Origin of the sequence: Nocardiopsis oceanisediminis (genome assembly GCF_048595525.1) — a bacterium.
Taxonomy (GTDB): domain Bacteria; phylum Actinomycetota; class Actinomycetes; order Streptosporangiales; family Streptosporangiaceae; genus Nocardiopsis_A; species Nocardiopsis_A oceanisediminis.
The window spans coordinates 6,090,747-6,114,902 of the sequence record NZ_JAFMZJ010000001.1; the positions used below are offsets into that span (position 1 = coordinate 6,090,747).

Annotated in this window: 18 protein-coding genes; 6 read left to right on the forward strand and 12 right to left on the reverse strand. The window is 74.7% G+C overall.

Annotated elements, in window-relative coordinates; all coding sequences use genetic code 11:
• Positions 1-3: 3 nt before the first annotated feature.
• Positions 4-927 (reverse strand): cell envelope lipid trafficking protein PgfA, encoded by a 924-nt coding sequence (gene pgfA, locus J0910_RS26565; RefSeq protein ID WP_420161268.1) that lies wholly within the window; start codon positions 925-927, stop codon positions 4-6.
• Positions 928-1,079: 152 nt separating this feature from the next.
• Here pgfA (J0910_RS26565) and J0910_RS26570 point away from each other — a divergent pair, with 152 nt between their 5' ends.
• Positions 1,080-2,357, forward strand: a complete 1,278-nt coding sequence (locus J0910_RS26570; protein WP_420161269.1) for an acyltransferase family protein — start codon at positions 1,080-1,082, stop codon at positions 2,355-2,357.
• A 109-nt stretch (positions 2,358-2,466) separates the two neighbouring features.
• On the opposite strand, the gene J0910_RS26575 is transcribed toward J0910_RS26570, so the two are convergent.
• Positions 2,467-4,527: an ArnT family glycosyltransferase gene (locus J0910_RS26575; RefSeq protein ID WP_420161270.1), complete on the reverse strand. Its 2,061-nt coding sequence runs from the start codon at positions 4,525-4,527 to the stop codon at positions 2,467-2,469.
• A gap of 172 nt (positions 4,528-4,699) precedes the next feature.
• Between J0910_RS26575 and J0910_RS26580 the strand changes: the two genes are divergently transcribed.
• Positions 4,700-5,473, forward strand: a complete 774-nt coding sequence (locus tag J0910_RS26580) for a class I SAM-dependent methyltransferase (protein ID WP_420161271.1) — start codon at positions 4,700-4,702, stop codon at positions 5,471-5,473.
• On the forward strand, positions 5,470-6,243 hold the full coding sequence (locus J0910_RS26585) for a class I SAM-dependent methyltransferase (protein WP_420161272.1): 774 nt from the start codon (positions 5,470-5,472) through the stop codon (positions 6,241-6,243). The genes J0910_RS26580 and J0910_RS26585 overlap by 4 nt, the downstream gene beginning before the upstream one ends.
• A 94-nt stretch (positions 6,244-6,337) precedes the next feature.
• Here the strand turns inward: J0910_RS26585 and J0910_RS26590 are convergent, their stop codons facing one another.
• Entirely contained in the window at positions 6,338-6,526 is a 189-nt protein-coding gene (locus J0910_RS26590; protein ID WP_420161273.1) for a DUF397 domain-containing protein, read from the reverse strand.
• Positions 6,523-7,335 (reverse strand): Scr1 family TA system antitoxin-like transcriptional regulator, encoded by an 813-nt coding sequence (locus tag J0910_RS26595; RefSeq protein ID WP_420161274.1) that lies wholly within the window; start codon positions 7,333-7,335, stop codon positions 6,523-6,525. The genes J0910_RS26590 and J0910_RS26595 overlap by 4 nt, the downstream gene beginning before the upstream one ends.
• 228 nt (positions 7,336-7,563) lie before the next feature.
• On the opposite strand from J0910_RS26595, the gene J0910_RS26600 reads away from it, so the two are divergent.
• Positions 7,564-8,022: an ATP-binding protein gene (locus J0910_RS26600; RefSeq protein ID WP_420161275.1), complete on the forward strand. Its 459-nt coding sequence runs from the start codon at positions 7,564-7,566 to the stop codon at positions 8,020-8,022.
• A 56-nt stretch (positions 8,023-8,078) separates the two neighbouring features.
• On the opposite strand, the gene pgfA (J0910_RS26605) is transcribed toward J0910_RS26600, so the two are convergent.
• The 5 genes from pgfA (J0910_RS26605) to J0910_RS26625 form a co-directional block, all read right to left on the reverse strand.
• The gene (gene pgfA, locus J0910_RS26605) at positions 8,079-9,191 is read right to left on the reverse strand and encodes a cell envelope lipid trafficking protein PgfA (RefSeq protein ID WP_420161276.1); all 1,113 of its coding nucleotides are present in this window, start codon (positions 9,189-9,191) and stop codon (positions 8,079-8,081) included.
• A complete protein-coding gene (locus tag J0910_RS26610; protein ID WP_420161277.1) occupies positions 9,191-13,606 on the reverse strand; it encodes an alpha-(1->3)-arabinofuranosyltransferase in 4,416 nt (1,471 codons plus the stop codon). The genes pgfA (J0910_RS26605) and J0910_RS26610 overlap by 1 nt, the downstream gene beginning before the upstream one ends.
• Positions 13,607-13,646: 40 nt before the next feature.
• A complete protein-coding gene (locus J0910_RS26615; RefSeq protein ID WP_420161278.1) occupies positions 13,647-14,981 on the reverse strand; it encodes a glycosyltransferase family 4 protein in 1,335 nt (444 codons plus the stop codon).
• 205 nt (positions 14,982-15,186) lie between these two features.
• The gene (locus tag J0910_RS26620) at positions 15,187-15,327 is read right to left on the reverse strand and encodes a hypothetical protein (RefSeq protein ID WP_017593484.1); all 141 of its coding nucleotides are present in this window, start codon (positions 15,325-15,327) and stop codon (positions 15,187-15,189) included.
• A complete protein-coding gene (locus J0910_RS26625) occupies positions 15,324-17,150 on the reverse strand; it encodes an MmpA family trehalose lipid delivery protein (RefSeq protein WP_420161279.1) in 1,827 nt (608 codons plus the stop codon). Before J0910_RS26625 ends, J0910_RS26620 begins: the two co-directional genes overlap by 4 nt.
• Before the next feature lie 115 nt (positions 17,151-17,265).
• Here J0910_RS26625 and J0910_RS26630 point away from each other — a divergent pair, with 115 nt between their 5' ends.
• The gene (locus J0910_RS26630) at positions 17,266-17,682 is read left to right on the forward strand and encodes a peptidase inhibitor family I36 protein (RefSeq protein WP_420161280.1); all 417 of its coding nucleotides are present in this window, start codon (positions 17,266-17,268) and stop codon (positions 17,680-17,682) included.
• 11 nt (positions 17,683-17,693) lie between these two features.
• Positions 17,694-18,116 (forward strand): peptidase inhibitor family I36 protein, encoded by a 423-nt coding sequence (locus J0910_RS26635; protein WP_420161281.1) that lies wholly within the window; start codon positions 17,694-17,696, stop codon positions 18,114-18,116.
• Between the two features lie 382 nt (positions 18,117-18,498).
• On the opposite strand, the gene J0910_RS26640 is transcribed toward J0910_RS26635, so the two are convergent.
• From J0910_RS26640 to J0910_RS26650, 3 genes are all read right to left on the reverse strand, one after another.
• The gene (locus J0910_RS26640; RefSeq protein WP_420161282.1) at positions 18,499-19,917 is read right to left on the reverse strand and encodes an AfsR/SARP family transcriptional regulator; all 1,419 of its coding nucleotides are present in this window, start codon (positions 19,915-19,917) and stop codon (positions 18,499-18,501) included.
• 1,514 nt (positions 19,918-21,431) lie between these two features.
• Positions 21,432-22,442, reverse strand: coding sequence for a GNAT family N-acetyltransferase (locus J0910_RS26645; protein WP_420161283.1), 1,011 nt, complete (start codon positions 22,440-22,442; stop codon positions 21,432-21,434).
• Positions 22,443-22,527: 85 nt separating this feature from the next.
• Positions 22,528-24,153 carry a GDSL-type esterase/lipase family protein gene (locus tag J0910_RS26650; protein WP_420161284.1) on the reverse strand — a complete coding sequence of 542 codons (1,626 nt, stop codon included), beginning with the start codon at positions 24,151-24,153 and terminating at the stop codon, positions 22,528-22,530.
• Positions 24,154-24,156 lie beyond the last annotated feature (3 nt).

A 24,156-nucleotide genomic window follows, 5' to 3' on the forward strand; every position in this document is an offset into this window, starting at 1 on the left:
CGGTCAGCCCCGCCGGTCCGCGCCTCTGGCGCTGGCCGCCAGCAGGGCGCCCAGGATGATCAGTCCGGCGCCGACGCCGAGCAGCACCAGCGGAACGGTGGTGCGCAGCAGCGGCAGCGCGGTGAGCGCCTGCTGGGCGTTCTCGACGTTGGCGTCCACCGTCTCGTCGGTGAAGCGCATGTCCCCGTCGAACAGCACCAGCTTCTCCTCGCCGTCGACGAAGGCGCCGCGGTGCTGGTCCTCGCTGAGCATGATGGGGGCGCCGCTGACCGGCTCGATCCAGTAGGTCCGGGTCACGCTGTACATCTCGTCGGTGACCACGTCGCCGTCGCCGTCCATGCCCAGCAGCGACCGGGGCAGCTCGCGCTCACCGGTCTTGGTCGGCTCGATCTCCTGGACGAACTTGTAGGTGTCGACGCCGTTGACCTCCTCCTCTTCGACGAACTCGATCGGGAGGGACTCCCTGACCGTGGTGTCGAAGTACTCGTAGTCCTTCTTCTCGGTGAAGAAGGGGAACTTGAAGGCCTGGCCGCTCTGGACCGTGGCCTCCTCGTTCACCGCCGCGTCGCAGCAGTCCACCGCCTCACCGGTGACCCGGTCGTGGGGGGTGCGGCGGCTGGAGGAGAGAATGGCGAAGTCGCGCTCGATGTCCTCGACCCAGGTGAACTGGTCCCAGACCACGATGTCGTCGTCGCTGGCGGCGACGTCGCCGCGGACGGTGGTGTAGGCCTCCACCGTGGCCCCCTCGACCTGCTCCAGCTCCTCGGCGCTGAAGTAGGTGACGTCCTCCCCCCGGTTGACCGTTTCGCTGTACTGGTCCATGGGGGTTTTCATCAGGGCGCTGGCCATCCAGAATCGCAACAGGGGGGCCAGGACCAGACTGAAGACCCCCAACGCGATGCAGACGACTGCAACGGTGCGGCGCATTAGCCCTCCTGGGCGGAACGGGTCGGAGAAAGACTCAGAGCTGGAACTTGCTTCATTTTGGGGTAGAGTACTCCCCAGTAGAGGCCAACGTCACCAGGGCGTGTCCGAATGTTTATAACAGGTTCTAGTCTGGCGCTCGCCCGGTGCGGCCGGTGAGCGCGGCGCCCGACGCCGGCGCCCTGCCGCAGGTCCGCGGCCACCTCGAACCCCTCGACGGTGTCCGCGCGCTCGCCGCGCTGATGGTCCTGGTCTTCCACGTCTCGGTGGAGACCGGCGACGCGCTCGCCCCCGGGGCTCTGGGCGCCCTGCTCTCCGCCGCCGAGCTGGCGGTCCCGCTCTTCTTCGCCCTGTCCGGGCTGCTGCTGTACCGCCCCTGGGTGCGCGCCTGCCTGGACCGGACCCCCTCCCCCGCGGCCCGGGTCTACCTGTGGCGGCGGGCGCTGCGGGTGCTGCCCGCCTACTGGCTGGTCGCGGCCGCGGCCATGCTGATCTGGTCCGACGACAACCCGGGCACGCTCACCGCCTGGCTGGAGGTGCTCACCCTCACCTTCACCTACAACACCGATCCCTGGTGGGTGGGGACCGGCCCCTACGGGCTGGGCCAGATGTGGAGCCTGTGCGTGGAGGTCAGCTTCTACCTGCTGCTCCCGCTCTTCGCCGCGGTGCTCGGCCGCTACGCCGCCCGGGGCGCCGACCCCGGCGCCCGCGCCCGGCGGCTGCTCACCGGGCTGGCTGCGCTGAGCGTGCTCGGGCTGCTCGCGTTCATCCCGCAGTTCTATCCCGAGCACCACTCCTACATGCACGCCTGGCTGCCGCGCTGCCTGGGCCTGTTCGCGGTGGGCATGGCGCTGGCCGTGGTCACCGAGTGGGCCTGGCGGGAACCGGGGCCCGACCGCCCGGTCGCCCGGTTCTGCGCCACGCTGCGCCGGAACTCCGCGCTCTGCTGGGGCCTGGCCGCCGTGGTCTACGCGCTCAACTCCACCCCGGCCGCCGGGCCCCGGTTCGTCGGCGTGGACGGGTTCTGGATCTCGGTGATCGCGACGCTCACCTCGATGCTCTTCGCGTTCTTCGTGATCGCCCCGGTGGCGGTGCTGCCCGGTCGCGGCGCGGAGCCCCGGCCGCACCGCTGGCGGGAGGGCGCCTGGCTGGAGACCCTGCTCTCCCACCCGGTCTCGCTCTACCTGGGCAAGATCTCCTACGGCATCTTCCTCTGGCAGTTCGTCGTGCTCTACCTGTGGCGGGCCTTCACCGGGCAGGAGATCTTCACCGGCTCGTTCTGGCTGGACATGGTCCCGGTGGCGGCGGGCACCGTGCTGCTGGCCGCCGCCACCCACCGCTGGATCGAGGAGCCGATGCGCCGGTTCAACGGCCTGGTCCGCCCGCCCGGCGCCCCGCGCCCCCGCAAGCCGAGCCTGGTCGACGGCTCCTGACGGACCCGACCGCGCACTCCCCCGGTGATCTTGACGTTGCGGGGCCGTCAGAGCGCTCTGACGGCCCCGCAACGTCAAGATCACCGGGAGCGGGGGAGGCCCGGCGGGGTCAGTCCTCTTCGGCGTCCCCGCCGTCCTTCTCCCCGTCCTTCCCGTCCTTCTTGCCGGAGTCCTCGGACTCCTCGGACTCGCCGCCGTCCCCGGAGTCCTCGGCGTTCTCCTCCGACCAGGGGTCGCCCTCGGTGGCGGGGGCCAGCTCGCCGAAGGTCACCCAGTTCATGCAGAGGTCCTCCTCGCTGGTGCTCAGCGCCAGCCGGGTGCCGGCGCCGTCCAGCGGCAGGTACCAGGTCCCGCCGTCCGGCGCGGCGGGCAGCACCGCCGACCGCCAGGCGTCGCCGATCACCGCGTTCACCTCGGTGTCGGTCTCCGATGTGTAGGCGATGGTCAGCACCATCGTCGGCCCGCCGAACGAGCTGACCTCCCACATCGCCTGGCCGCCGAAGGTCACCAGGCACTCCTCGTCCTCCGGCGGGCCGAAGAACGCGCTGCCCTCGGCCGGCTTGGCCGGGACCAGGTAGCCGGCGCCGTTGAAGACCAGCGCCGAGTCGGCCGGCTGGGGGACCCGGATCCGCTCCGCCACGCCGTCCGGCGCCAGCGGGCTGAGCACGTTGGAGCTGAGCCGCCGCTGCCCGTTCCAGGGCAGCACGATGTCGTCGGGGATCGGCCGGGAGTAGATCCCGGCCTCCGCCGGGACCCCCTCCACCGAGGCGCGCACCGTGTCCAGGTACCAGCGGACCCGGTCGCCGCTGAGGGTGTCGGCGAAGGTGTAGGTGGAGTAGCCGCCGAGCACGGTGAAGGCCAGCGTCCCGGCGACCGCCGCGGTCCGGGCGGTCCTCGGCGGCAGCGGCCGGCGCCGGACCCCCGGGTCGGCCCGCCGCTCCTCCAGGGTCGGGATGAACGCCAGCGCGACCACCACGGCGAGGATGAGCGCGGCGTCGGCGACGTAGCGCGGGTCGTAGCCGATCGTCTCCTGGTAGCGGCCGCGGGCGATGACGGTGGGCAGCGCGTCCACCACGATCAGGTGCCCGGCGAGCAGCGCCCAGGCCCGCCAGGCGCGCCGGCGGAACACCATACTGGCCACGACCACCGCCAGCAGCAGCCCCCAGGCCGCGCCGACCATCCAGGCCGCGGGTTCGAGCAGACCGCCGGCCGGGGTGACCGGCCCCCACTCCCCCGGTCCGCCCACCGCGCCCACCGGGAAGGTCTCGCCGATCATCCGGCCGGCCAGGCCGAGCGCGGTGCCGCCGTCCGGGCGGCCCGCCCCCTCGCCCTCCGCGGTCTCCTGCAGCGACAGGTAGACGAGGCCGTGGACGACGCTGAGCAGCGCCATGCCCACCCAGAACGGCATGTCCCGGTCGAGGGTGCGCCAGAGCACCCGGGGCATCCGGCCCTGCACGACGAAGGCGGCCGCGAACACGAACAGCAGCGGCGGCAGGAACATCGCCTTGACCGAGAAGGCCATGCCGAGCACCACCGCGCCGGCGGCCATCCAGGCGTGGCGCGCCTCGCCGCCGCGCAGGTAGCGGACGGTCCACAGCAGCGCCAGCACGATCGCCAGCTGGTAGGGGACCGCGTTCAGCGCCGCCGACCACCAGGCCAGCACCGGCATGGTGAGCGGGGCGAACAGGAACAGCGCCAGCGGCGGGACGATCGCCCAGCGGCGGCCGAACAGCACCCACAGCAGCCGGAACAGCCCGATCGCCGCCCCGGCCTGGAAGAGCATCATGACGCCGCCGGTCAGGCCCCAGTTGTACGGGGAGACCGCGGTCTGGATGTAGGCCAGCAGCTTCGCACCGGGCATCAGGTGGCCCTTGTGCAGGTCGGTCAGGTACTCGACGGTGAGGTTGTGCGCGGCGGCGTCCGCGACGAACAGGAAGTCGTCCTCGATGAAGTAGGCCTGCCGGAGGACGTAGGCCTTGAGCACCAGGGAGGCCAGGATGAGCACGCCGCCCAGCATCACGACGGGGTCGCGCACGCCCCGCTCCAGCAGCGCGGCCGCCCGGGCCCCGGAGGCCCGCTCCGGCCGCTCTCCGGCGGGCTCCTCGTCCGGCTTCCCGGCGCCGTCCGCGGCGGCCGGCTCGGAGGGGGCCTGTCCATCGGATCCGCGCATGCCGCTCTCTTCCCCGGCCCGGTGGCCGACCGGTTGACGTGACCGCGTAAGAGAGTGTCACAATACAACAGGTTCCACATCCCTCCCCGTTGATCATCGCAGGTATGAGCGCGATACCCGACGGTAGCCAAAGGTAGATGAGAACTTGATCCACCAGCCTCCGGAGGAGGGAGTGAGCGCGGTGAGCCTGGACGAGGTCCGCCGGGACTGGACCCTGCTGGGGTCGGCCGAACCCCTGTGGGCCGTATGCGTCGACCCGGACAAGCGGAACGGCGGCTGGGACGACGAGGAGTTCCTCGCCTCCGGGGCCGCGGAGATCGACGGGGCCCTGGCCCGCCTCGCCGAGCTGGGCGTCGGGCACGGCACCGGCCGCGCCCTGGACTTCGGCTGCGGCGCCGGGCGGCTCTCCAACGCGCTGGCCCGGCACTTCGAGGCGGTCGACGGGGTCGACATCTCCGCCCCCATGCTGGCAGAGGCCCGCCGGCTGGACCGGAGCGGGGGGCGCATCGCGTTCCACCTGAACGAGGCCCCCGACCTGTCCGCCTTCCCGGACGCCTCCTTCGACCTGGTCTACACCGACCTGGTGCTGCAGCACCTGCCGCCCGCACTCGCCGCGGGCTACCTGCGCGAGTTCGCCCGGGTGGTGCGGCCCGGCGGGGCGATGGTGCTCGGCGTCCCCGCGCGCGAGCGCGCCACCTTCAAGGGCCTGGTCTTCCGGTACGCCCCCTGGCCGCTGATCCGCTGGGCCCAGCGGGTGCTGCTCCGCTACCCGGCGCCGATGCGGATGCACACCTGGAGCCCCGAGCGGATCGCCGCCGCGCTCGCGGAGGGCGCCGCACCGGGCCGGGCACCGCGGATCGCCGCCTCCGAGGAGTACTGGGGCGGCGACCACTGGCAGCACCTCCGGCACTTCGTCTCCGCACCGCCCCTGGAGGAGTCCCCGTGACCGGTTCCCCCGCCGAGCCCTCCGCGCCCGCCCGGCGCCCCCCGTTCCGGGCGACGCTGGGCCGATCCGCCGCGCTGTTCTCCGCGTTCCGCAAGGAGCAGACCGACCCGGACCTGTTCTACGGCACCCTGGCCCGGGACACCGTGGACCAGCTGCGCGGCTACACCTCGCTGGACGGCGCCGTGGTGGTGGACGTCGGCGGCGGGCCCGGCTACTTCGCCGACGAGCTGCGCGCCGCCGGGGCGCACTGCGTGTGCGTGGACGCCGACGCCGGGGAGATGCGGCTGCGCGACGGCGACCTGCCCGACACCGCGCTCCTGGGCAGCGCCCTCGACCTGCCGCTCCGCACCGGCTCGGTCGACGTCTGCTTCTCCTCCAACGTGCTGGAGCACGTGCCCGACCCGCGCCGGATGGCCGGCGAGATGGTCCGGGTGACCCGGCCGGGCGGCCTGGTCTACCTCTCCTACACCCTGTGGCTCTCGCCGTGGGGCGGGCACGAGACCTCCCCGTGGCACTTCCTCGGCGGCCGCTACGCGGCGGAGCGCTTCGCCCGCAAGCACGGCCGCCGCCCCAAGAACGACTTCGGCCGCACCATGTTCGCCGTCTCCGCCGCGGAGATGCTGCGCTGGCTGCGCACCCGGGAGGACGTCACCCCGGTGGACGTGCTGCCGCGCTACCTGCCCTCCTGGATGAAACCGGTGGTCCACGTCCCCGGCGCCCGCGAGGTCATCACCTGGAACCTGCTGCTGGTCCTCCGCAAGCGCGGCTGAAAGGGAGCGCTCCGCCGGCTGGACGACCTGCCGCACCCGGACACGGCGAACCCCCTCACCGGACACGGCAAGGGGGAACCGGGCGGAGCGGGGGTCAGGGGCGGTCGGATTTCACCTCGCGCAGGAACGCCGCCCACTCCCCGGACGGGAAGGACAGATGGCCGAGCCTGCGATGCCGGGTGTCACGCACCATGACGGAGTCAGAGCTTTCTGCCATCTCGACACAGTGCCCTCCGGTCTGGTTACTGTAGCTGCTCTTGCGCCACACCGGCGGTGCGCTCACGTGAAGTCTCCTCTGATGCGTTCTATGAGCTTGCGCGATGCTTGAAGTGGGAGGGAGGCGCCCCGGAGGTCAGCGAAGTGAGCGGTGTAGCTCGCGACCTGTTCATGGTCGTCCACCGGAGTCGCGGCGATCCGAGTCTCCATGTACAGGACCTCTCCATGCTCAGGCACTTTGACCACTGAGAACGCTTCGGACAGCCCAGGATGGTGCTCTGTGTCGAAGGGTAGGACGTGCACGTCCACACGGGCACCGGACGTCGCGTCAAGCAGGTGTGTCAGCTGGTCCTTCATGATCGCATGTCCGCCGATGGGACGACGAAGCACGGATTCGTCTATGACCTCGATGAGGTGAGGGGCGGAGGGCGACGCGAGCACAGACTGCCGCTCGATACGGGCGGCGACCTGCTCTTCGATTTGCTCATCGGTGTACCCGGGCTGTCCCGCCCGCAGGATCGTACGCGCATAAGCCTCGGTCTGGAGAAGCCCGGGGATGAGCATCGGGTTGTATTCGCGCAGTTCAGTTGCTTTTCGGATGAGCTCGGCCCAGCCGCGAAACCACGATGCGAGTCCGGTTCCGTCGTTCGTGGTGTGCCAGACGCGTATGAGTGCCCCATCGGCTGAAAGCTCGTGGTCGATTCCTTCCACAAGCTCCAGTTTCGGCCTCTGTATCGCCCTCTCGATTGCGCTGATCGTTCCATAGGTGGTTGAGAGGAGCTTGCCCAGTTGATCTTGCGTTAGTCCAGCCAGCTCCCGTCTCCGGCGAAGCTCCCGACCGAAGCGCCGCCACTGGGGTTGAGCCTTCTTGGTCATGACTCAACTTTATTCAAGAAGCTTTCAACCTCAATGGGTTCCAGTGAAAATAAATCACTATTTCCAGACTAGAGCTGGACTCTCTTGACCAGGGAGGACAGGTTGTCTGTCAGGCCCATTCGGTTGCAGCGCAGCGACTCTTCAAGCGCTAATCAACCGAAACGATTGCGGCCCTGGTCAGCGTTCGCGTCGCCGGCCAGGGCCTTGCCCCCGACCTGAGGAGACCAGGTGAGGACCACGCAGAACACTAGCGCCCGAACAAACCCCCACAAGCGATTTCTGGGACGACCAGCTGTATTTCGGTGCAGCCTGCCCGGAAAACCCTCCCAGGTCGCCGAGGCCCGCAGGTGGGCCGCAGCCGTACTCGTCCACCGCGTGCACGCGGCCCCCGGCCTGGTCGACACCGCCGAGCTGCTGGTCAGCGAGGCGGTCACCAACGCCATCGTGCACACCGCCACCGGCCGGCCCGGCGGTTCCTTCACCGTCGTGATCCGCGCCTACCCCGCCGGGGTGCGCATCGAAGTCCACGACGCCGGGGGCTCCACCACCGCCCCCCGCCCCCTGCACGCCGCCGACGACGCCGAGCACGGGCGCGGACTCGCGCTGACCGCCGCCCTGGCCCAGGAGTGGGGCATCCTGTCCGGCCGCCGGGTCCGGGGCGTGTTTTTCACCCTGCACACCGGCTGAACCGGCACCGGCCCGCCATGCCCCGCGGGCGGCCCGCGCGCGGGGGCCGCCCGGAATCACCGGGGCATGCGCCGGGCCGGCCGTGTGGATCTTCCCCGTGGTGCGGGGCCGGTGGCGTCCGGGGCCCTGCCGTCCTGCTCGGGGGTCTCCGCGTCGGCGTCCTCTCCCGCTTCGTCCTCCGGGGGCGCATCGTCCTCGTCCGGTTCCCCGCCGCGGGCGCGGAACCTGAGGATGGGAGCGGCCGCCAGGGTGAGCGCGCCCAGGGAGCCGAGGGCGATCGGGGCCCAGACGTGCACGGCCTGGAGCAGCAACCGGGTGTTCCCGGCGGCCTCGGCGTACCCGGCGACCTGTCCGCCGTCCAGGGACAGGTCGGCGTTGAGCAGGGTCCGCTCGCCGCCCTGCTCGCCGCGGAGGGTCTCCACCCTCCGCTCCTCGGCGTCGACCAGCCGGCCGGAGACCGGCTCGATCCGATAGGTGCGCTCCACCTCCAGCCAGAGGGTGGCGGTGACCGTGCCCCGGCGCTCCAGGCCCAGGGCGCTCGCGGGCACCTCCCGGGCCGAGTCCGGCACCTGGGTGGGCTCCACCCGCTGCACGTACTCGTGCACCGGGACCCCCGCGGCGCTCCCGGCGCCGGTGTAGCGCATCGGCGGCGCCGAGCGCACGTCCGCGTCGTAGAACGGCCGGTCGCCCGGCTCCGCACCGGCCGGCCAGTACAGCACCAGCCCGGCCTGGCGGACCGCCCGGTCGCCGCCGACGTGCTCTCCGCAGCAGTTCACCGCGCGGCCGGTGCCCCGGTCCACGATGACCCGGCGGTCCATGTGGCCGATCATCGAGGAGCCGCTGGTGGTGTCGGTCGACACATCCCAGGTGGCCCAGTCCTCGTTGCCCGCGGAGACGCCCCCGGAGATCTCCGTCTGCCGGACCACCTCGGCGCTCTTCACCGTGCGCCAGGTGGAGGTGTCCAGGTAGGAGGCGTCCTCGTCGACCATGCGCAGCCGCAGGTCGGTGCCGGCCGGGACGACCGCCAGCCGCTCGTAGACGTAGAACCGCAGCATCAGCGCCGAGGTGAGCAGGAACGCGCCGAGGGCCGCGGCGATCAGCGCGGCGTTCCGCCCCAGCGCCCGCTTCCGGGAGCGGCGCTCCGCGCCGCCCGCCCGGTCTCCGCCCATCAGGCGCTCACCCCCGCGCTCTCCTCGTCGGTGCGGCCCGCGCCCGCCCGGCGCGGAGCGCCGTTCCCGGCGGACTCCCCGGCCTCCCCGGACTCCCCGGCCGCATCCTCCGCTCCGGCCGGCCCGGTGCGCCCGGCGCCCGCGGCGGGTCCGGCGGGCGGGCCCGGGTCCGGGCCGGCGGAGCCGTGCGGGGCCTCGCCGAGCGCCAGCACCAGCCGGGTCAGCGCCGGCAGGCAGAGCAGCTGGGCGACCCAGCCGCGGAGCGGCTCGCTCAGCAGGCCGCTGATGTCGTGAAAGGGCATGGACATCGCCATGTAGGTGCCGAGCGCGGTGCTCAGCCCGGCCGCCGCCAGGCAGGCCGGCACGGTCCACGGCCCGGCGAGCCAGTGCAGCGCGGCGCCGCCCAGTGCGGGCCGGCCCGGTTTGGCGTGCTTGAGCGCCGGCGACGGGGCCCGGCTCAGCCACCAGACCGCCAGCATCATCACCGCGGCCACCGCGGCGCCCGCCGCTCCGGCCACCCAGGTCCCGTAGAGCGGGGCGACCGCCAGCAGCGGTGCGCGGCCGATCCGGCCGGCCGCCGCCGCGGGCGCGGCGGCCGCGCGCCGCGGCCGCGTCCGGCGCAGCGCGAGCACGCCGAGCAGCAGCGCCAGCGCGGCGCCGACGCCCAGGGCCAGGTGGTACAGGCCGTCCGGACGGTAGCTGAGCAGGACCGTGCCGGTGCTGCCGGCCGGCAGCACCCAGGCCTGCTTCCAGCCGTCCAGCCGGACCGGCTCCAGCTCGGTGCCGCCGAGCTCGGCCTGCCAGCCCTCGTTGAAGTTCTCGTTGACGACGAGGTAGCTCTCCTCGCCGACCGCGACGTCCACGCTGCGCTCGCTGGGGCCCCAGCCGTTCACCGCGGCGACCTCTTCGGCACCGACCTCCTCGGCTCCGGCCGGGCCGTCCTCCGGGCCGATCAGGGCGGAGAGCACCTGGTACTGCGGGCCCGGTGCGACCTGGATTTGGTTGGCCCCCTCCCGCAGCCCCACCGGCCCGCAGCCCTCGAAGCGGAGCGGGCGGCCGGCGAGCTGGTCCTCCAGCGTCCCGCCGGAGATCCGGGTGTCCACCCGCTCGCCGTTGACCCGCAGCACCGGGCCCAGGCCGCAGGCGGTCTCCGCGCTGCCGCCCTCGATCGGCTCCAGCGGCTCCACGTCGGGCAGCGCGATCCGGGAGACCTCCAGCGGCTGCCCTTCGGGCGGGTCGAAGGAGAGGGTGAGCTCGTCGGTGCGGACCGGGGCGAAGCCCACCCAGCCGTCGCCGTCGACCCAGGCCTCGCGGACCGTCCCGCCGGCGTCCACGGTGACCCGGATCGGCCGGGTGACCGCGTCGGGCCGGGGGAACTCCACCCGCATGCCGTCGATCTCGCGCCGCTCGCCCAGGTCCACCTGGAGCGAGGGCTCGTCCTCCTCGGGGTCGGGGTACCAGACCGTGGCGGCGTCGCCGTCGAAGGTGTTGCGGCCCATCGCGGCCGGGTGCCGCACCGAGGTCGAGGAGGAGGTCACCTCGGGGTGGCCGCCGGCGCGGTTGGCGGCGTTCTCCACCGCGCGCGGGTCGGTGGCCACCACCCGGCCGGAGACGGTGTGCTCCCCGGCGGCGGCCTCCGCGTCCAGCTCGACGGTGCGGTCCATGCCGAGGGCGTCCTCGCCCTGCACCGCCAGCTCGGGGTTGCACACCCAGGCCTCGGAGCCGGGCATGCAGCCGGGGACCGCGCCGGTGGCGCCGGTGAACAGCAGCGACCCGGCGCCGGCCGGGGCGGGCACCTCCAGGGTGCGCGAGGGCGTGACGCCGTCGACGGTGAGCCCGGTGATGCCGACCCGGGTGCCGAACCGGTACTCCGGCTCGTAGGCCAGGTCCTCGACCTTGATCCGCAGCTTCCCGGTCCGGCCCTCGGGGGCGGCGAACTCCTGCGGCTCCCCGGTGTCGGCGACCGCGGCGGTGGTCCGCCCCTCGTCGGTGGAGAGGCTGATCTCCGAGGGCGGCGGCTCGCCGGGGATCTGCTCGAAGGCGATGGAGACGGAGCCGACCTCGCGCGGCTCCTCGAACTCGATCTCCAGCCACTGCCCGACGGCGCCGGTGAAGCCGCTGGACCGCCAGGAAGTGCCGGGGATGTCGTCCAGGGCGGCGTAGGGGGTGCGGCCCGGGTCGCGCACGCTCGCCGCGGCGCCGGCCCCGGCCTCGCTGGAGGAGGCGGTGACCGAGGCGATGCCGTCGTCCACCGCGACCGCGGTGTAGCCGTCCCAGGCGGGGTCGGCGATGTCCGGGGCGGGGGCGTCCCGCTCCAGCTCCTCGTCGGCGGTGAGGGTTCCGCTGACGTTGCGGCGGACGTCGGAGTAGACGATCTCGCGGCGGCGCGCGGTGTCGGTGGCGACGGTGTCCGCGCCGTCCACCGCCTCGGCGCCGGGGTCGTCGCCGATCAGCACCGGGCGGTCGCCGTCCAGGGCGCCCTGCTCGGCCAGGGCCAGCAGCGACTCGGGGCCGCCGGTGACGCGCAGCGTCTCCCCGGTGGGCACCGTGCCGACGCGGGGCGCGGCGCCCTGCACCTGGTAGACCTCGAGCGCCTGGTAGGGCTGGTCGTACCAGCGCGAGGCGGGCTGCGGCTCCTCCGAGCCGACCACCGGGCCGAAGGAGGCCCGGTGCTCGATGCCCGGCGAGTCCGCCAGGGCCTGGTGCACCCGGGCCGGCCAGCCGCCGTTGTTCCCCTCGCGCTGCAGGTCGTTGCGGACCAGCAGGTGGGTGACGCCCATCCGGGCCAGGGCCTCGGTGAGCCCGGCCGAGCCGCGCCCCGACGAGATGCGCTGGTCGATCTCCTGGTTGAGCCGGGAGACCCCGGCCGACCCCCACGGGATGATCTGGTGGTTGGTCCAGGCGCTCTCCAGCAGCGGCTGCATCGGCTCGTCCATCGGCCGCCCCCACCGGTACTCGCCGCGGGCCGAGCCGGGGACCGCCATGGTCGTCCCGCCGGAGGCGGAGCGCGCGTCGATCCAGGCGGCCGCCTCGTACCAGTACCCGGGGATCCGCTCGAAGCCGCCGCGGGTGGCGATGCCGACGGTGGCCAGCGGGGTGAGGGTGGCGAAGAACGCCACCGCGCACACGCCGGCGGTGGCCCGGTGGGCGAAGCCCGGGGAGAGGCCGAGGGCGCGCGGCAGCCCGCCGCGGCGGCCGCGGGCGTCCAGCCCGACGACCACCGGGAGCTGGGCCAGGCCGAGCACCACGGGCAGCCGGATCAGCGCGTCGAACTTGTGGATGTTGCGGAACGGCCCGAGCGGGCCGTCCAGCAGCGCGGCCATGGTCGGGCCGAGCGGGCCGGAGAGCTGCCCGGTGTAGCCGGCCACCACGATCGCGGTGCCCAGCAGCACCGAGGTGAGCAGGAACGGCCGCTCCGGGGTGCGCCGGTTGATCAGCCCGGCCAGGCCGAGCCCGGCGACCACCGCGGTCATCACCACCAGCCACGGCTCGGTGGAGAGCTCGGCGCCGGCGGGCAGCGCCGGCTGCCCGGCGCTGGGCACGAAGCCCATCCAGTTGGAGGTGCCGCGCAGCGCGTTCATCAGCGAGGTGATCGCGGTGGTGGTGGCCGCGTCCTCGGTGTAGGGCATGAAGGACCACACGTAGCGGCCCATGATCAGCAGCGGCACCAGCCACCAGAAGGAGGCCAGGAAGAGCGCGGTGAGCCACCAGAGCAGCAGCCGCCACTTGCGCGGCCCGTTCTCCCTGGTCAGCAGGTAGACCAGCGGGACGACCAGCACCGCCAGCTCGGAGGCGGCGTTGGTGCCGCCGCAGAAGAGGAAGGCCAGGCCGGACAGCATCGCCGCGCGGCGCGGGTCGGCGCCCTGCCGCGCCCCGTGCACCAGCGGCAGCACGATGAGCGGCAGCAGCATCATCGGCTGCAGCTCGGCGGAGTTGTAGGAGATGAGGGTGAGCACCCGGGGGGCGAGCGCGTAGGCGACGCCCGCGGTGATCCGGGTGTGCAGGGTGCCGATGCCCAGCGCCTCGGCCAGCTTGACGGTGCCGAGGAAGGCGGCGCACAGCAGCACCGCCATCCACACCCGCTGGACCAGCCACTCCGGCATGTCCAGCGCGATGAGCAGCGCGTGGAACGGGCCGTTGGGGAAGAAGTAGCCGTAGGCCTGGTTCTGCAGCTGCCCGAAGTAGGAGGGGTCCCACAGGTACAGCGCCCGCTCCAGGAAGCCGAGCGGGTCGATCGTCAGGTCGATCTTGGTGTCGCCGACGATCATCGGCGGGTCCAGGCTGAGCGCGGCGCCGATCAGCAGCAGGCAGACCCCGAACAGCTTGAGCCTGCGGACCAGTGCGCCGTCGGTCCCGGGCGCGCCGGAGGAGCGCCGGTCACCGGTTCCGTCGGTGGTCGGGGAAGAGGTCACCATGCGTCTCCGAGGGGTCCCCGGGGTCGGTCCCGGAGGGAGGTCACGTCCCTGCCCTGCGCGCCGGGCGGCCGCCGGCCGCCCCGGTCTCGTCCGCGATCAGCCGGGCCATCGCCGCTCCGCTCGCCTCCCAGGTGAACCGGGCCGCCCAGGCCCGGCAGGCCGCGCCGACCTGCTCGGCGCGGACCGGGTCGCTCAGCTCGGCGAGCGCCTTGCCGACCACCCGGGTGAGGTCCTCGCCGTCGCGGACCAGCCAGCCGGTCTCGCCGTCGCGGACCGAGTCGCGCAGGCCATCGACATCGTAGGCCACCGTGGGAACGCCGAGCGCGGCGGCCTCGATGACGGTCAGCCCCCACCCCTCGAACTCCGAGGCGGTGACGTGCAGCAGCGCCCCGGCGAGCACCGCGCGCTTCTCCTCCTCCGGGAGGAATCCGTGCAGCTCGACCAGGTCGTGCAGGCCCTCGCGGCCGATCCGCTCGCGCAGCGGCTCGGACTCCGGGCCGCGGCCGACGATGTGCACGCGCAGGCCGGGGTGCTCGCCGCGCAGCCCGACGGCGGCGTCCACCACCCGGGAGACCCGCTTCTGCACCACGAGCCGGCCGAGGCTGACCACGGCGGGGGCGCCCAGGCCGGCGGCCGGGCGGACCGGCGCGCTCTCCCGCTCGGGCGGGCGGCCGTTGTGGATGACGGTGATCGGGGCGCGCCAGCCCAGCTTCTCCCGCATGGCGCGGCGGGAGGAATCCGAGACGGTGACGGTGGTGCAGTTCCGGTAGACCCGGCTGGCCACGGCGCTCTCCACGAACCGGCCGAACCAGGCGAGCGGCCGGCTGAAGTAGGCGTTGAACTGCAGGTCGTGCACGTGGTGGACGACGCTGACCACGCGGGTGCGCCGGGGCAGCACCAGGCGGGAGAAGAACGGGATGCCGTTCATGCAGTCCAGGGCGGCGTGGAACTCGCGGCGCCAGAGCAGCAGCCAGAGCATGACCAGCGGGTAGACGGTGAACTTGCCGCCCATCCGGCGGATGACGATGCCGTCCCGGGTCTCCACCCGCGGCTGGTCCGGCTCCCGGCTGGTGAGGAAGGTGACCACGGCTCCCCGGCCGACCAGGTGCCGGGAGATCCGCCAGGCGTACTCCTCGGCCCCGCCCGCGGTGGACTGCCAGGGGCAGCGCCAGTTGACCACGACCAGCCGGACGCCGTCCAGGCGCGGCCCGGGGCCGCCGCCGCGGCCGTCCGCCGCGCCGATCGCCCGCACGGCCTCCTCCGCCTCCTCGGCGGAGCGCGCGGGCCGGGGGGCCTCCGGTTCCAGGGTCACCGGCGGGCCGAAGGAGACGTCCGGGATCTGGGGGGTGGTCTGAGCCGCCTTGTGAGGGGCCACATGCTCTCCTGTTCCGTCCGGCTCTCCCCAAACGAACGTTCGTTCACCGGCCGCGGCACGTGGATCACCGGAGGCAGGGGGAGCGAGAGGCCGGAAGGGGAAGAGGGAGCACGGCCGGCGCACCGCGCCGCCGGAGCGGGCGGGGCCGGTGCCGACCGCCGGGGGCGCCGGCCGGCGGCCCCGCGCGCGGCGGGGCCGCCGGCGGCTAGCGGTCGCCGTAGTTGTACAGGGACTCGTTGACGGGCTCGGCCGACGACGAGGCGTTGGTGGCCACGGTGGTGCCGACCAGAGCCAGTCCACCTGCCAGGGCCGCGCCGATCACGCAGGCGGCCAGGACCTTGATCATGTGGGGGTCTCCTTCCGCGACCGGTTCCCCGCGGGTCGGGGAGGCCGCACGGGAATGAGATTAGAACCTGATGCAGCCAACGAACAGATGATTGACCCGACTGTAGCCGACCAACCAGTAACTTCCAACCCCGAAAGCTCCTCCTTGGCCGCTTCTACATGGAGGTCTGGGATCCGGTACAGGGCCAGCCGCGGGCCTTCATGCACCTGTTCCAGGGAGTCGGGATCCGACAAGAACTTGTTCTCACTGAGGGGGTCTTCGGTGCCGGCGGAGTCCGGGAGCGCTTCGCGCTCGACCAGGACGTAGCGGACGCCCAGGGCGCCCAGGGACTCCGCGCCGGCGCGCCCCTCGGCGGCGAGCCGGGCGGCGGCGCGGGCCGCGGGGTCCTCGCCCCGGACCGTCCGCACCTCGCCGTCCTCGGCCACTCGGAGGTCATCGTTCCACACCGTGCGCCGCTCGAACAGCTTCGCGGCGGGATCCAGTACGACGACGGTACGCCCTCCCCCCGCCCAGTCAAGGCCCCGGTAGGCGCTCCACGGCAGCACCAGCACCGACCCCGGGTCCGGGTCGCCGTCGACGATCCGCCGCACCTCGCCCCACTCGGCCGGGTAGTGCACCGGCACCAGCTTGCCGCCCGCCCCCCAGAGCAGCCCCGGGAGCAGCACCACCGGGGCGCACGCCAGCAGCGCGGCGGCCACCGGGCCGGCGCGCCCCTCCCCCTCCGGCCCGTGCAGCCACGCCGCCGCCCCGCCCAGGCCGACCGCCTGGAGCAGGGCGAGCGGGGCGACGTAGAGCTGGCCGTCGCGGAGCGGACCGAACCCGGGCCAGGCCCCGATCAGCCAGCGCAGCAGCTCCCGGCCGGGCTCGGTGGTGCCCAGCAGCGCCAGGCCGAAGCCGGCCGCCGCCGCGGCGGTCAGCCCGGGCCCCGCCGCGCCCAGCCGCCCGCCGCGCAGCAGCCGGACCCACCCGGCCAGCGCGGCCAGCGACAGCGCCAGCCGCAGCGCGGCCAGGGCGGGGTGTCCGTAGAGCTCGGGCACGGCCCGCGCGTTCCAGATCCCGCCCAGCGAGAGCAGCGACCCGGCCGCACCGAACGGGGTGTCGGCGCGGGCCGCGAACAGGTCGACCGCGGCCGGGTCGGTGCCCGCCCCGCTGCCCAGCGCCGGGAGCAGCCAGGGCAGCGAGACCAGCGCGATGCCGGCGGCGGCCAGGGGCACGGTGCGCAGCCGCGCGGCGGCCGCCGCGGGCAGCGCCACCAGGGCGGAGAGCAGCGCCGACGAGAACCCGCCGACCGCGGCGGGCAGCAGCGCCGCGATGAACCGGGCCAGGCCGCGCCGCCGCCCCAGCCGCACCGCGGCGGCCAGCACCCACGGCAGGCCGGCGTAGCCGAGCAGCACCGCCCACTGGCCGAGCAGCAGCCGCTCGGCGAGGAAGGGGTTCCAGGCGTAGAACAGGGCGGCGGCGAGCCGGGGCGCCTGCGCCCGGCCGGATCCGGCCGGGACGAGCCGGGCGGCGCCGGCCGCGCCGACCGCGAAGACCGCCAGCAGGAGCAGCGTCTGCACGATGTCGGCGGGCAGCAGCCGGGAGAGCAGCGCCGCGACCGCGTCGCTGGGGACCGCCCTCGGGAACCCCTCCCCCGCGCCGAGCTGCACCGGGCCGAGCGGCGGGTCCGGGACGAAGACCATGTCGTAGCGGAGCAGGTATCCGCGCCCCAGACCGGGCCCGAGCGCCAGCGCGCCCGCGGCGAGACCGACCAGCCACGGCGCCGCGCAGCGCAGCGCGGCCCGGGTCCGGCTCTCCCCGCCTCGGGGGACATCCCTGGTCATGGTGGAGCGAATCTAGCAATCCGCCCATTCGGCACCGATCTCCGCCCCGGTAACCGATCGATAAGGCGGCGATAACCCGATCGCCTAGCGTTCCACCGTCCTTCGCAGTTCCCGCATGGCAAGGAATGGAGCGAACATGGGCAAGGTCGGCAGGGCGGTCGCCGCCGCCTCCGCAGCGGCGCTCACCGCGGCGGGCCTCCTCACCGCGGGCGCGGCGCCCGCCTCCGCGCAGGCCTGGCAGGGCCAGTGCGCCAAGGGCGACGTCTGCGTCTGGAGCGGCCCCAACGGCACCGGCACCCGGTGCGCCTGGACCGGCGACGACCCCGACTGGCAGGGCGGCGCGGTCCAGTGCCGCCCGCACGGCTTCCGGGTCAACTCCATCTGGAACAACGGACACCCCGGCGCCTACGACGTGGTCCAGTTCTTCCGGGACGCGAACTACCGCACGCCCTACCACGGGGCGGTCCCGGCCGGGCAGCGCAACAACGTGAACAACCTGGCGATCCGCTCGCACAAGTGGATCAACCCGTGAAGGGACCGGACATGACCTCTTTCCGGCGGCTCCGCCGCTCCGGCACCGCCGCCCTGCTCACCGCGGCGGCCCTGCTCGCCCCGGCGGCGCTCGCCGCCCCCGCGGCCGCCTCCCCCGTCGCCCCGGCGTCCCCCTCCGCCTGGCAGGGGACCTGCGCCAAGGGCGACGTCTGCGTCTGGAGCGGCCCCAACGGCACCGGCACCCGGTGCGCCTGGACCGGCGACGACCCCGACTGGCAGGGCGGCGCCGTGCAGTGCCGCCCGCACGGCTTCCGGGTCAACTCCATCTGGAACAACGGACACCCCGGCGCCTATGACATGGTCCAGTTCTACGGCGGCCCGAACTACACGAATCCGCTCTACGACCCGGTCGTGATCACCTCGAAGCCGATCAACGCCAACAACGTGGCCATCCGCTCGCACCGCTGGATCTGACCCCTCCCACGGGGGCGCGGCGGGCCCGCCCGGCGGCTCCGGACGGGCCCGCCGCCCCGCCCCTCTCGGCACCCCCGGGGCGGGCCCCTCCGCTTCCCCGGACCACCGCAGCCCCCGGCCGCCCCGCACAGATCGCCGCTGCGGGCAGCGCACCCCGCCTCCCCACGGCGTCCCGGGGAACCCCGTTCCATTCCCCATGCCGGACGTCCGGCACGCCCACGTACCGGCTCCCGCCCGTCGGCGGTGGAAGTGGGAGGACCTTTCCGCCCCGGCACCGCCGATGGGGGTTCCGGCCGCCCCGGCACCGGGCGGAGCACCGCCCCCGCCGGTCCCGGAACACGGCCGGAAGGGCCCCATTCTCCCCGGGGCCGGCTCTCCGGGCTCAGCGGGGGCCGGCGTGGCGGGCGACCGCCATCCGGATGCCGAGCGGCATCCGCCCGCACGCCTCGGTGAGCCGGAGCGCGTCCGCTCCCAGGCCCCCTCCGGAGAGTCGGCAGACCAGGTCCACGGCGTCCTGCGGCGGCAGCGGGCCCAGTTCCAGGCGGCGGGCGCCGTACCGGGCGACCAGGTCGCGCAGCGGCGCGCGGGAGGTGACCAGGACGCAGCAGGAGGGCGCGCCGGGCAGCAGCGGCCGGACCTGCTCGGCGGAGGCCGCGTCGTCCAGCACCACCAGCACCCGGCGCCCGCGCAGCAGGGTGCGGTAGAGCCCGGCGCGCTCCTCCGGGGCGTCCGGGACCCGGTCCGCGGCGGTGCCCAGCGCGCGCAGGAACCGCCCCAGCAGCCGCCCCGGATCGACCGGGGCGCGGGTGCCGCCGTGCTCCGCGCCGTGCAGGTCGGCGAAGAGCTGGCCGTCGGGGAAGGCGCGGGCCGCCTGCTGCGCCCAGTGCAGCACCAGCCCGGTCTTGCCCGCGCCCTCCGGCCCGGTCACCACGGCCAGCCTCAGGTGCCGCGCCGTGGAGGCGGTCAGCCCGTCCAGGGCGGCCAGCTCCGCGGTGCGCCCGGTGAACGAGGAGACCGCCGCGGGCAGCTCGCCGGGGCGCGGCCCGCCCCGGTCCTCCTCCCCGCGGGCCTCGCGCAGGATCGCACCGTGCAGCTCGCGCAGCCGCCGGCCGGGGTCCACGCCCAGCCGCTCGGCGAGCAGCCGCCGGCCCTCCGCGTAGACCTCCAGCGCCTCGGCCCGGCGGCCGGCCCCGGCCAGCGCCGCCATCAGCAGCTCGCGCGGGCGCTCGCGGAGCGGGTCCCGGGCCACCAGGGCGCCCAGGTCGCCGATCTGCTCGCGGTGGCGCCCCTGGGCGAAGCCGGCCTCGGCCAGCTCCTCGGCGGCGGTCGCGCGCAGCTCCTCCCAGCGGTGGGCGGCCGCCTCGACCGCCGCTCCCTCCAGCCCGCACAGCGCGGGGCCCCGCCACAGCGCCAGGGCCCGGCGCAGCCCCTCCTCGGCGGCCGCATGGCGGCCCGCGCGGGCCGCGGCGCGGGCGGCGGCGACCTCGCGCGCCGCCTCCTCCGCGTCCAGCCGGACCTCCTCGGCGCGGAGCCGGTAGCCCGCGCCCGCCGTGTCGATCACCGGTCCGCCCCCGGCGTCCCGGAACGCCCGGCGCACCCCGGAGACGACGATGGCCACCTGGGTGCGGGCCGAGGCCGGCGGGTGGTCGGACCACAGCTCGTCGATCAGCCGCGCCACCGGGACCACCCGCCCCTTCTCCACCGCCAGCAGGGCCAGCAGCAACCGCGCCCGCCGCCCGCCCAGCCGGACCGGGCGCCCGCCCGCACTCGCCCGCAGCGGGCCGAGGATGTGCAGTTCCACGCGCCCCCTCCTCTCCCCCGTCACCGGTCGGCGCCCCGCACACCGCCCCGAGGACAACTGTGCGGCACGTTCCGCACCCAAGTGAACACCGAGCGTTGAATCGTCCTGTTTCGGCCGCTCGGAAATAAGGCCTCGGCTCCCCGGAGGCACTCGCAGCCACGCCGAGCGGGCACGACGGGACCAGAGCTCAGGCCGGCAGCGACGGCAAAGGCAGGAACAGGGCGAGCGCCCCACCCGAGCGCGGCACCTCACGGGGCGGAGGTCCAAGCAGGCAGCGAAGGCGGGAAGGGGACCGGCCGATCGGTCGGGCGCGGCACCCCGCAGAGCGAAGGTCAAGACGGGCGGCGAAAGCGGGAAGGGGGACCGGCCGGTCGGTCCGGCGCGGCGCCTCGCGGAGCGAAGGTCAAGACGGGCGGCGACGGCAGAGGTAGAGACGGGGCGAAGGCGATCGCCCGAGCGCGGCGCCCCACAGGGCGAAGGTTCAAGCAGGCGGCGAAGGCGGCGGTGGGAACCGGCCGGTCGGTCAGGCGCGGCAGAGCAGGTCGGGGCGGGTCGAGGGGGCGGGATCACCGTTCCCGCGTCGCCCCGAGCGCCGGGGCCAGCCACCTTCGAAACCACTACACCTCTCTGACCTGGGTGAATACGGACAGTGATGACGGTGGGGGGCGCCCTGCGCACCGCGAGAGCACCCCGGTGATTCCTGGGCGCGCATCCCGGCCCGGATCGGGCCTCGGGAGGCTCGAATCGCCCCGGTCGGGCCGGTGTTCGGGGGTTGGAGCCGCCTGGAAGGCCGAAAGACGGGGGCCGGAACCCGGGAAGAGCAGAGGCGGGGGCGGGATGTCGCATTTGTCCTGCCAGGAGGACCCGCCTTGGCCACTCTGGGTAACCGGGGAGGGGGCAATGGGGGGTTCGGGGCTTACTACTCGCTGGTAGATGTAATCGGGGTGCCGCCGAGGTGCGCAGGGCGCCCCCACCCCCGCCTGATCCTCGCCGCAAATCGGGCATAGGGGGATACGGCCCCCTGGCGGGCGCGGGCGGGCCCACCCCCTCCACCGGAACGCCGCCCCTTCCCGCCGGGAGCACGCGCCGCCCCGCCTGAACCCCGACCCCGCGAGACGCCGCACCCGGGTGAGGCCCTGGCCCCGCCCCTACCGCTGCCGTCGCCGCCCGCTTGAACCCTCACCCCGTGGGGCGCCGCGCCGGACCGACCAGCCGGTTCCCACCGTCGCCTTCGCCGCCTGCTTGAACCCTCACCCCGTGGGGCGCCGCGCCCGACCGACCAGCCGGTTCCCACCGTCGCCTTCGCCGCCTGCTTGAACCCTCACCCCGTGGGGCGCCGCGCCCGACCGACCAGCCGGTGCCACTCCCGCCCTCGCCGCCCCGCCTGAACCTCCACCCCCTGGGCGCCGCGCCCGGGTGAGGCCTGCGCCCCTTCCCTCCTTCACCGTCGCCGCCGGCCTGAAGCCGCTCAGCGGCTGCCGGTACGCAGAGTCGGCCGCTTGTTCGGCGCTTCCTCAGCGGCCGTCGCGCTGGAGGCGGTGGGCGACCTCGACCGGGCGGAAGCCGAAGCCGCGGTTGATTCGCTGCATCGGGCCGTTGACCCCGGCCGTCCAGGTGTGCACCCGGCGCCGCTCGGGGTGGTCGGCGGCGAGCCGGGCCAGGTTGCCGGCCTTGAGCGCCGCCCCCAGGCCGCGGCCGCGGTGCGCGGCGAGGACCACCGTGTCGTCCTGGTAGACCTCGGCCGGGTTGTGCCCGGGGACGAAGAGCTCACTGTAGCCCGCCGGGGCGCCGTCGGCGGCGCGGGCCAGCGAGGCGATCGAGGTGAAGCCCTGCCGCCGCAGGCGCCGCTCGACCTCGCGGACCCGCTCCGGGTCCCAGGTGCGCGGCGCGAACCGCACCCCGCCGGTGGGCACGGCGCGCTCCATGGCCGAGCGGAGCCGGGCCACCTCCGCCACGAACTCCGGCGGGCAGGGCCCGCTCCAGGTGTCCAGCCGGTAGCCGGAGCGCCGCGGCACGGCGCCGGCCAGCAGCGCGGCCACCGCCTCCTCGTCGGCGGGCAGGTCGAGCACGAGGTGGTCCTCCCGGTGCACGCTGCGGAAGCCGCGCCCCAGCGCGAACCGGGTCCCCGGATGATCGGCCGGGGCCTGCCCCGCCGGGACGTGCGCCTCCGCCAGCAGCACCCGCCGGCCGGCCCGCGCGGCCAGCCGCTCCGCGTGGGCGAGCAGCGCCGACCCGTACCCCTGGCCCCGCTCGCCCGCGGGGACGCTCACGTCCACCTCGGCGACCCGCCGGTTGCCCTCCCCGTACAGCTCCACCAGCAGGCTGCCCACCACGCCGCCGGCGGCGACGGCGGCCCACACCGAGCGCTCCGCCCCGGCGCCCGGCTCCCGCAGCGCGGCGCGGACCTCCTGGTAGGCGGCGATGATCGGCCGCTCCCTGCCCGCCGCGGCCCCCGCGCGCAGCGCCCGGTACCAGGCCTTCAGCGCCTGCTCGTCGTGCGGATCCACCTGCTGGATGACCGGCACTGGCGCCCCCGTGCTCCCAAAGACCGATGCGCCCTCCGTTATCCCGCACCGGGGCGCCACCGGGCAACCGGTTCGCCGGGTCCGGTCAGTCCTCCGGCACGTACTCCACGGTCTCGGAGTGGCCGCCCTCGACGTAGTCGCGGTGCGAGCGGACCGCGAACTCGTAGGCGCCGCCCGCCGGTGCCGACACGGTCCACTCGGTGGCGCCGCCCTCCACCAGGGCCGCGGTGCTCCACCCCGCGCCCCGGCCGGGCCCGTTCCCGTCGACCGGGGAGCAGTCGCCGGGCCCGCTCCCGCCGTCCTCCCCGTCCGGGCCGGCGCCGCCCGGGTCGGCGGGCCGCTCGCAGCTCATCGCGCGGCGGAGCACCTCGTAGTGCCCGGCATCGGGGACCTCGTCCCAGGCCAGCACGGTGTCGCCGTCCTCCAGCCGGACCCGGTCCGGGGCGGGCGGCGGGTCGGCGTCGACGGTGATCCGGGCCGGTTCGGAGCCGGCTCCGCCGTCGCCGCCCTTGTAGGGGCGCACCACGAACTCGTAGGTGGCGCCGCTGAGCAGCCGGTCCACGGTGGCGGTGCGCGGCTCGTCCCCGGAGCCGCCGACCTCGGCCGGCAGCGGGACCCGGTCGTCGGGGTCGGGGTCGACCCGCTGCTGGAGCACCTGGTAGCCGGTGGCGCCCGGAACCGGCTCCCAGGTGAGGACCACCTCGCCGCCCTCCTCCTCGGCCTGCACCGACGGCGCCCGGCGCGGGCCGACGTCCACCTCGGGCAGCGGCCGCGGATAGGGCTCGCCCAGCCGGAGCGGTCCGGCCAGCGCGTCGGCGAAGGCCGCGGCGATCTTCAGCTCGCCGCGCGCGTTGGGGTGCGTGGTGTCCCAGTTGTCGTCGGCCGGGGCGTAGCCCTCGGCGGTGTGCGCGACCACGACCGGGGCCGGGCCGCCCAGCTCCTCTGCCAGCCCGGGGAGGAGCCGGTTGAACTCCAGGGCCTTCTCGTTCAGCTCCTCGTCGCGGCCGGTGCCCCAGTTCGGGGTCACCTCGCCGAGCACGATCTGCAGGCCGCCGTCGGCGACCCGGGCGTTGCCCACCGCGTCGCGCACGCCCTCCAGCGCGTCCGCGGCCGAGCCGCCGTGCACGAAGTCGTTGGTGCCCGCCATGAGCAGCAGGTAGTCCGGTTCGTACTCGGCGACCTGCTCGCCGATGCCCGCGGCGACGTTCTCCGCGGTGGCCCCCCACACCCCGGCGTGCGCGGTGTCGAAGTCCGGGTCGGCGTAGCCGTCGTCGCCGAACTCGCCGGTCTCCAGCTCGACGATGTCGTCGTAGGGGCCGACGAAGTCGACGTCGGCGCCGGATGCCGCGAGGTGCTTCCAGAGCCGGTAGCGCCAGGTGAAGTCGCCGGTACTGCCCTGGACCAGGGAGTCGCCGGCGATCATCACCCGCGCGGTGCCCTCCGGCGGGGTGCCGACCGCCGGCGGCGCCGAGGGCTCCGGCTCCGGGTCGCCGCCGGTGCGGAACGTGCCGCCGAAGGTCTGGATGACCACCAGGGTGGCGCACATCGCGGCCAGCGCCACGGCGGACAGGCCGAGCGCGCCGGGCTGGAAGCGCCCGCCGGCGCGCGGGCGCCGTGCGGCGCCGCGCAGCCGGGCGAGCACGCGGGAGCACCGCCCGGGGCCTTCGTCGGGGGAGGGCGGGGGGTTCCCGCCGTGGTCAGGGTCGTGCACGGC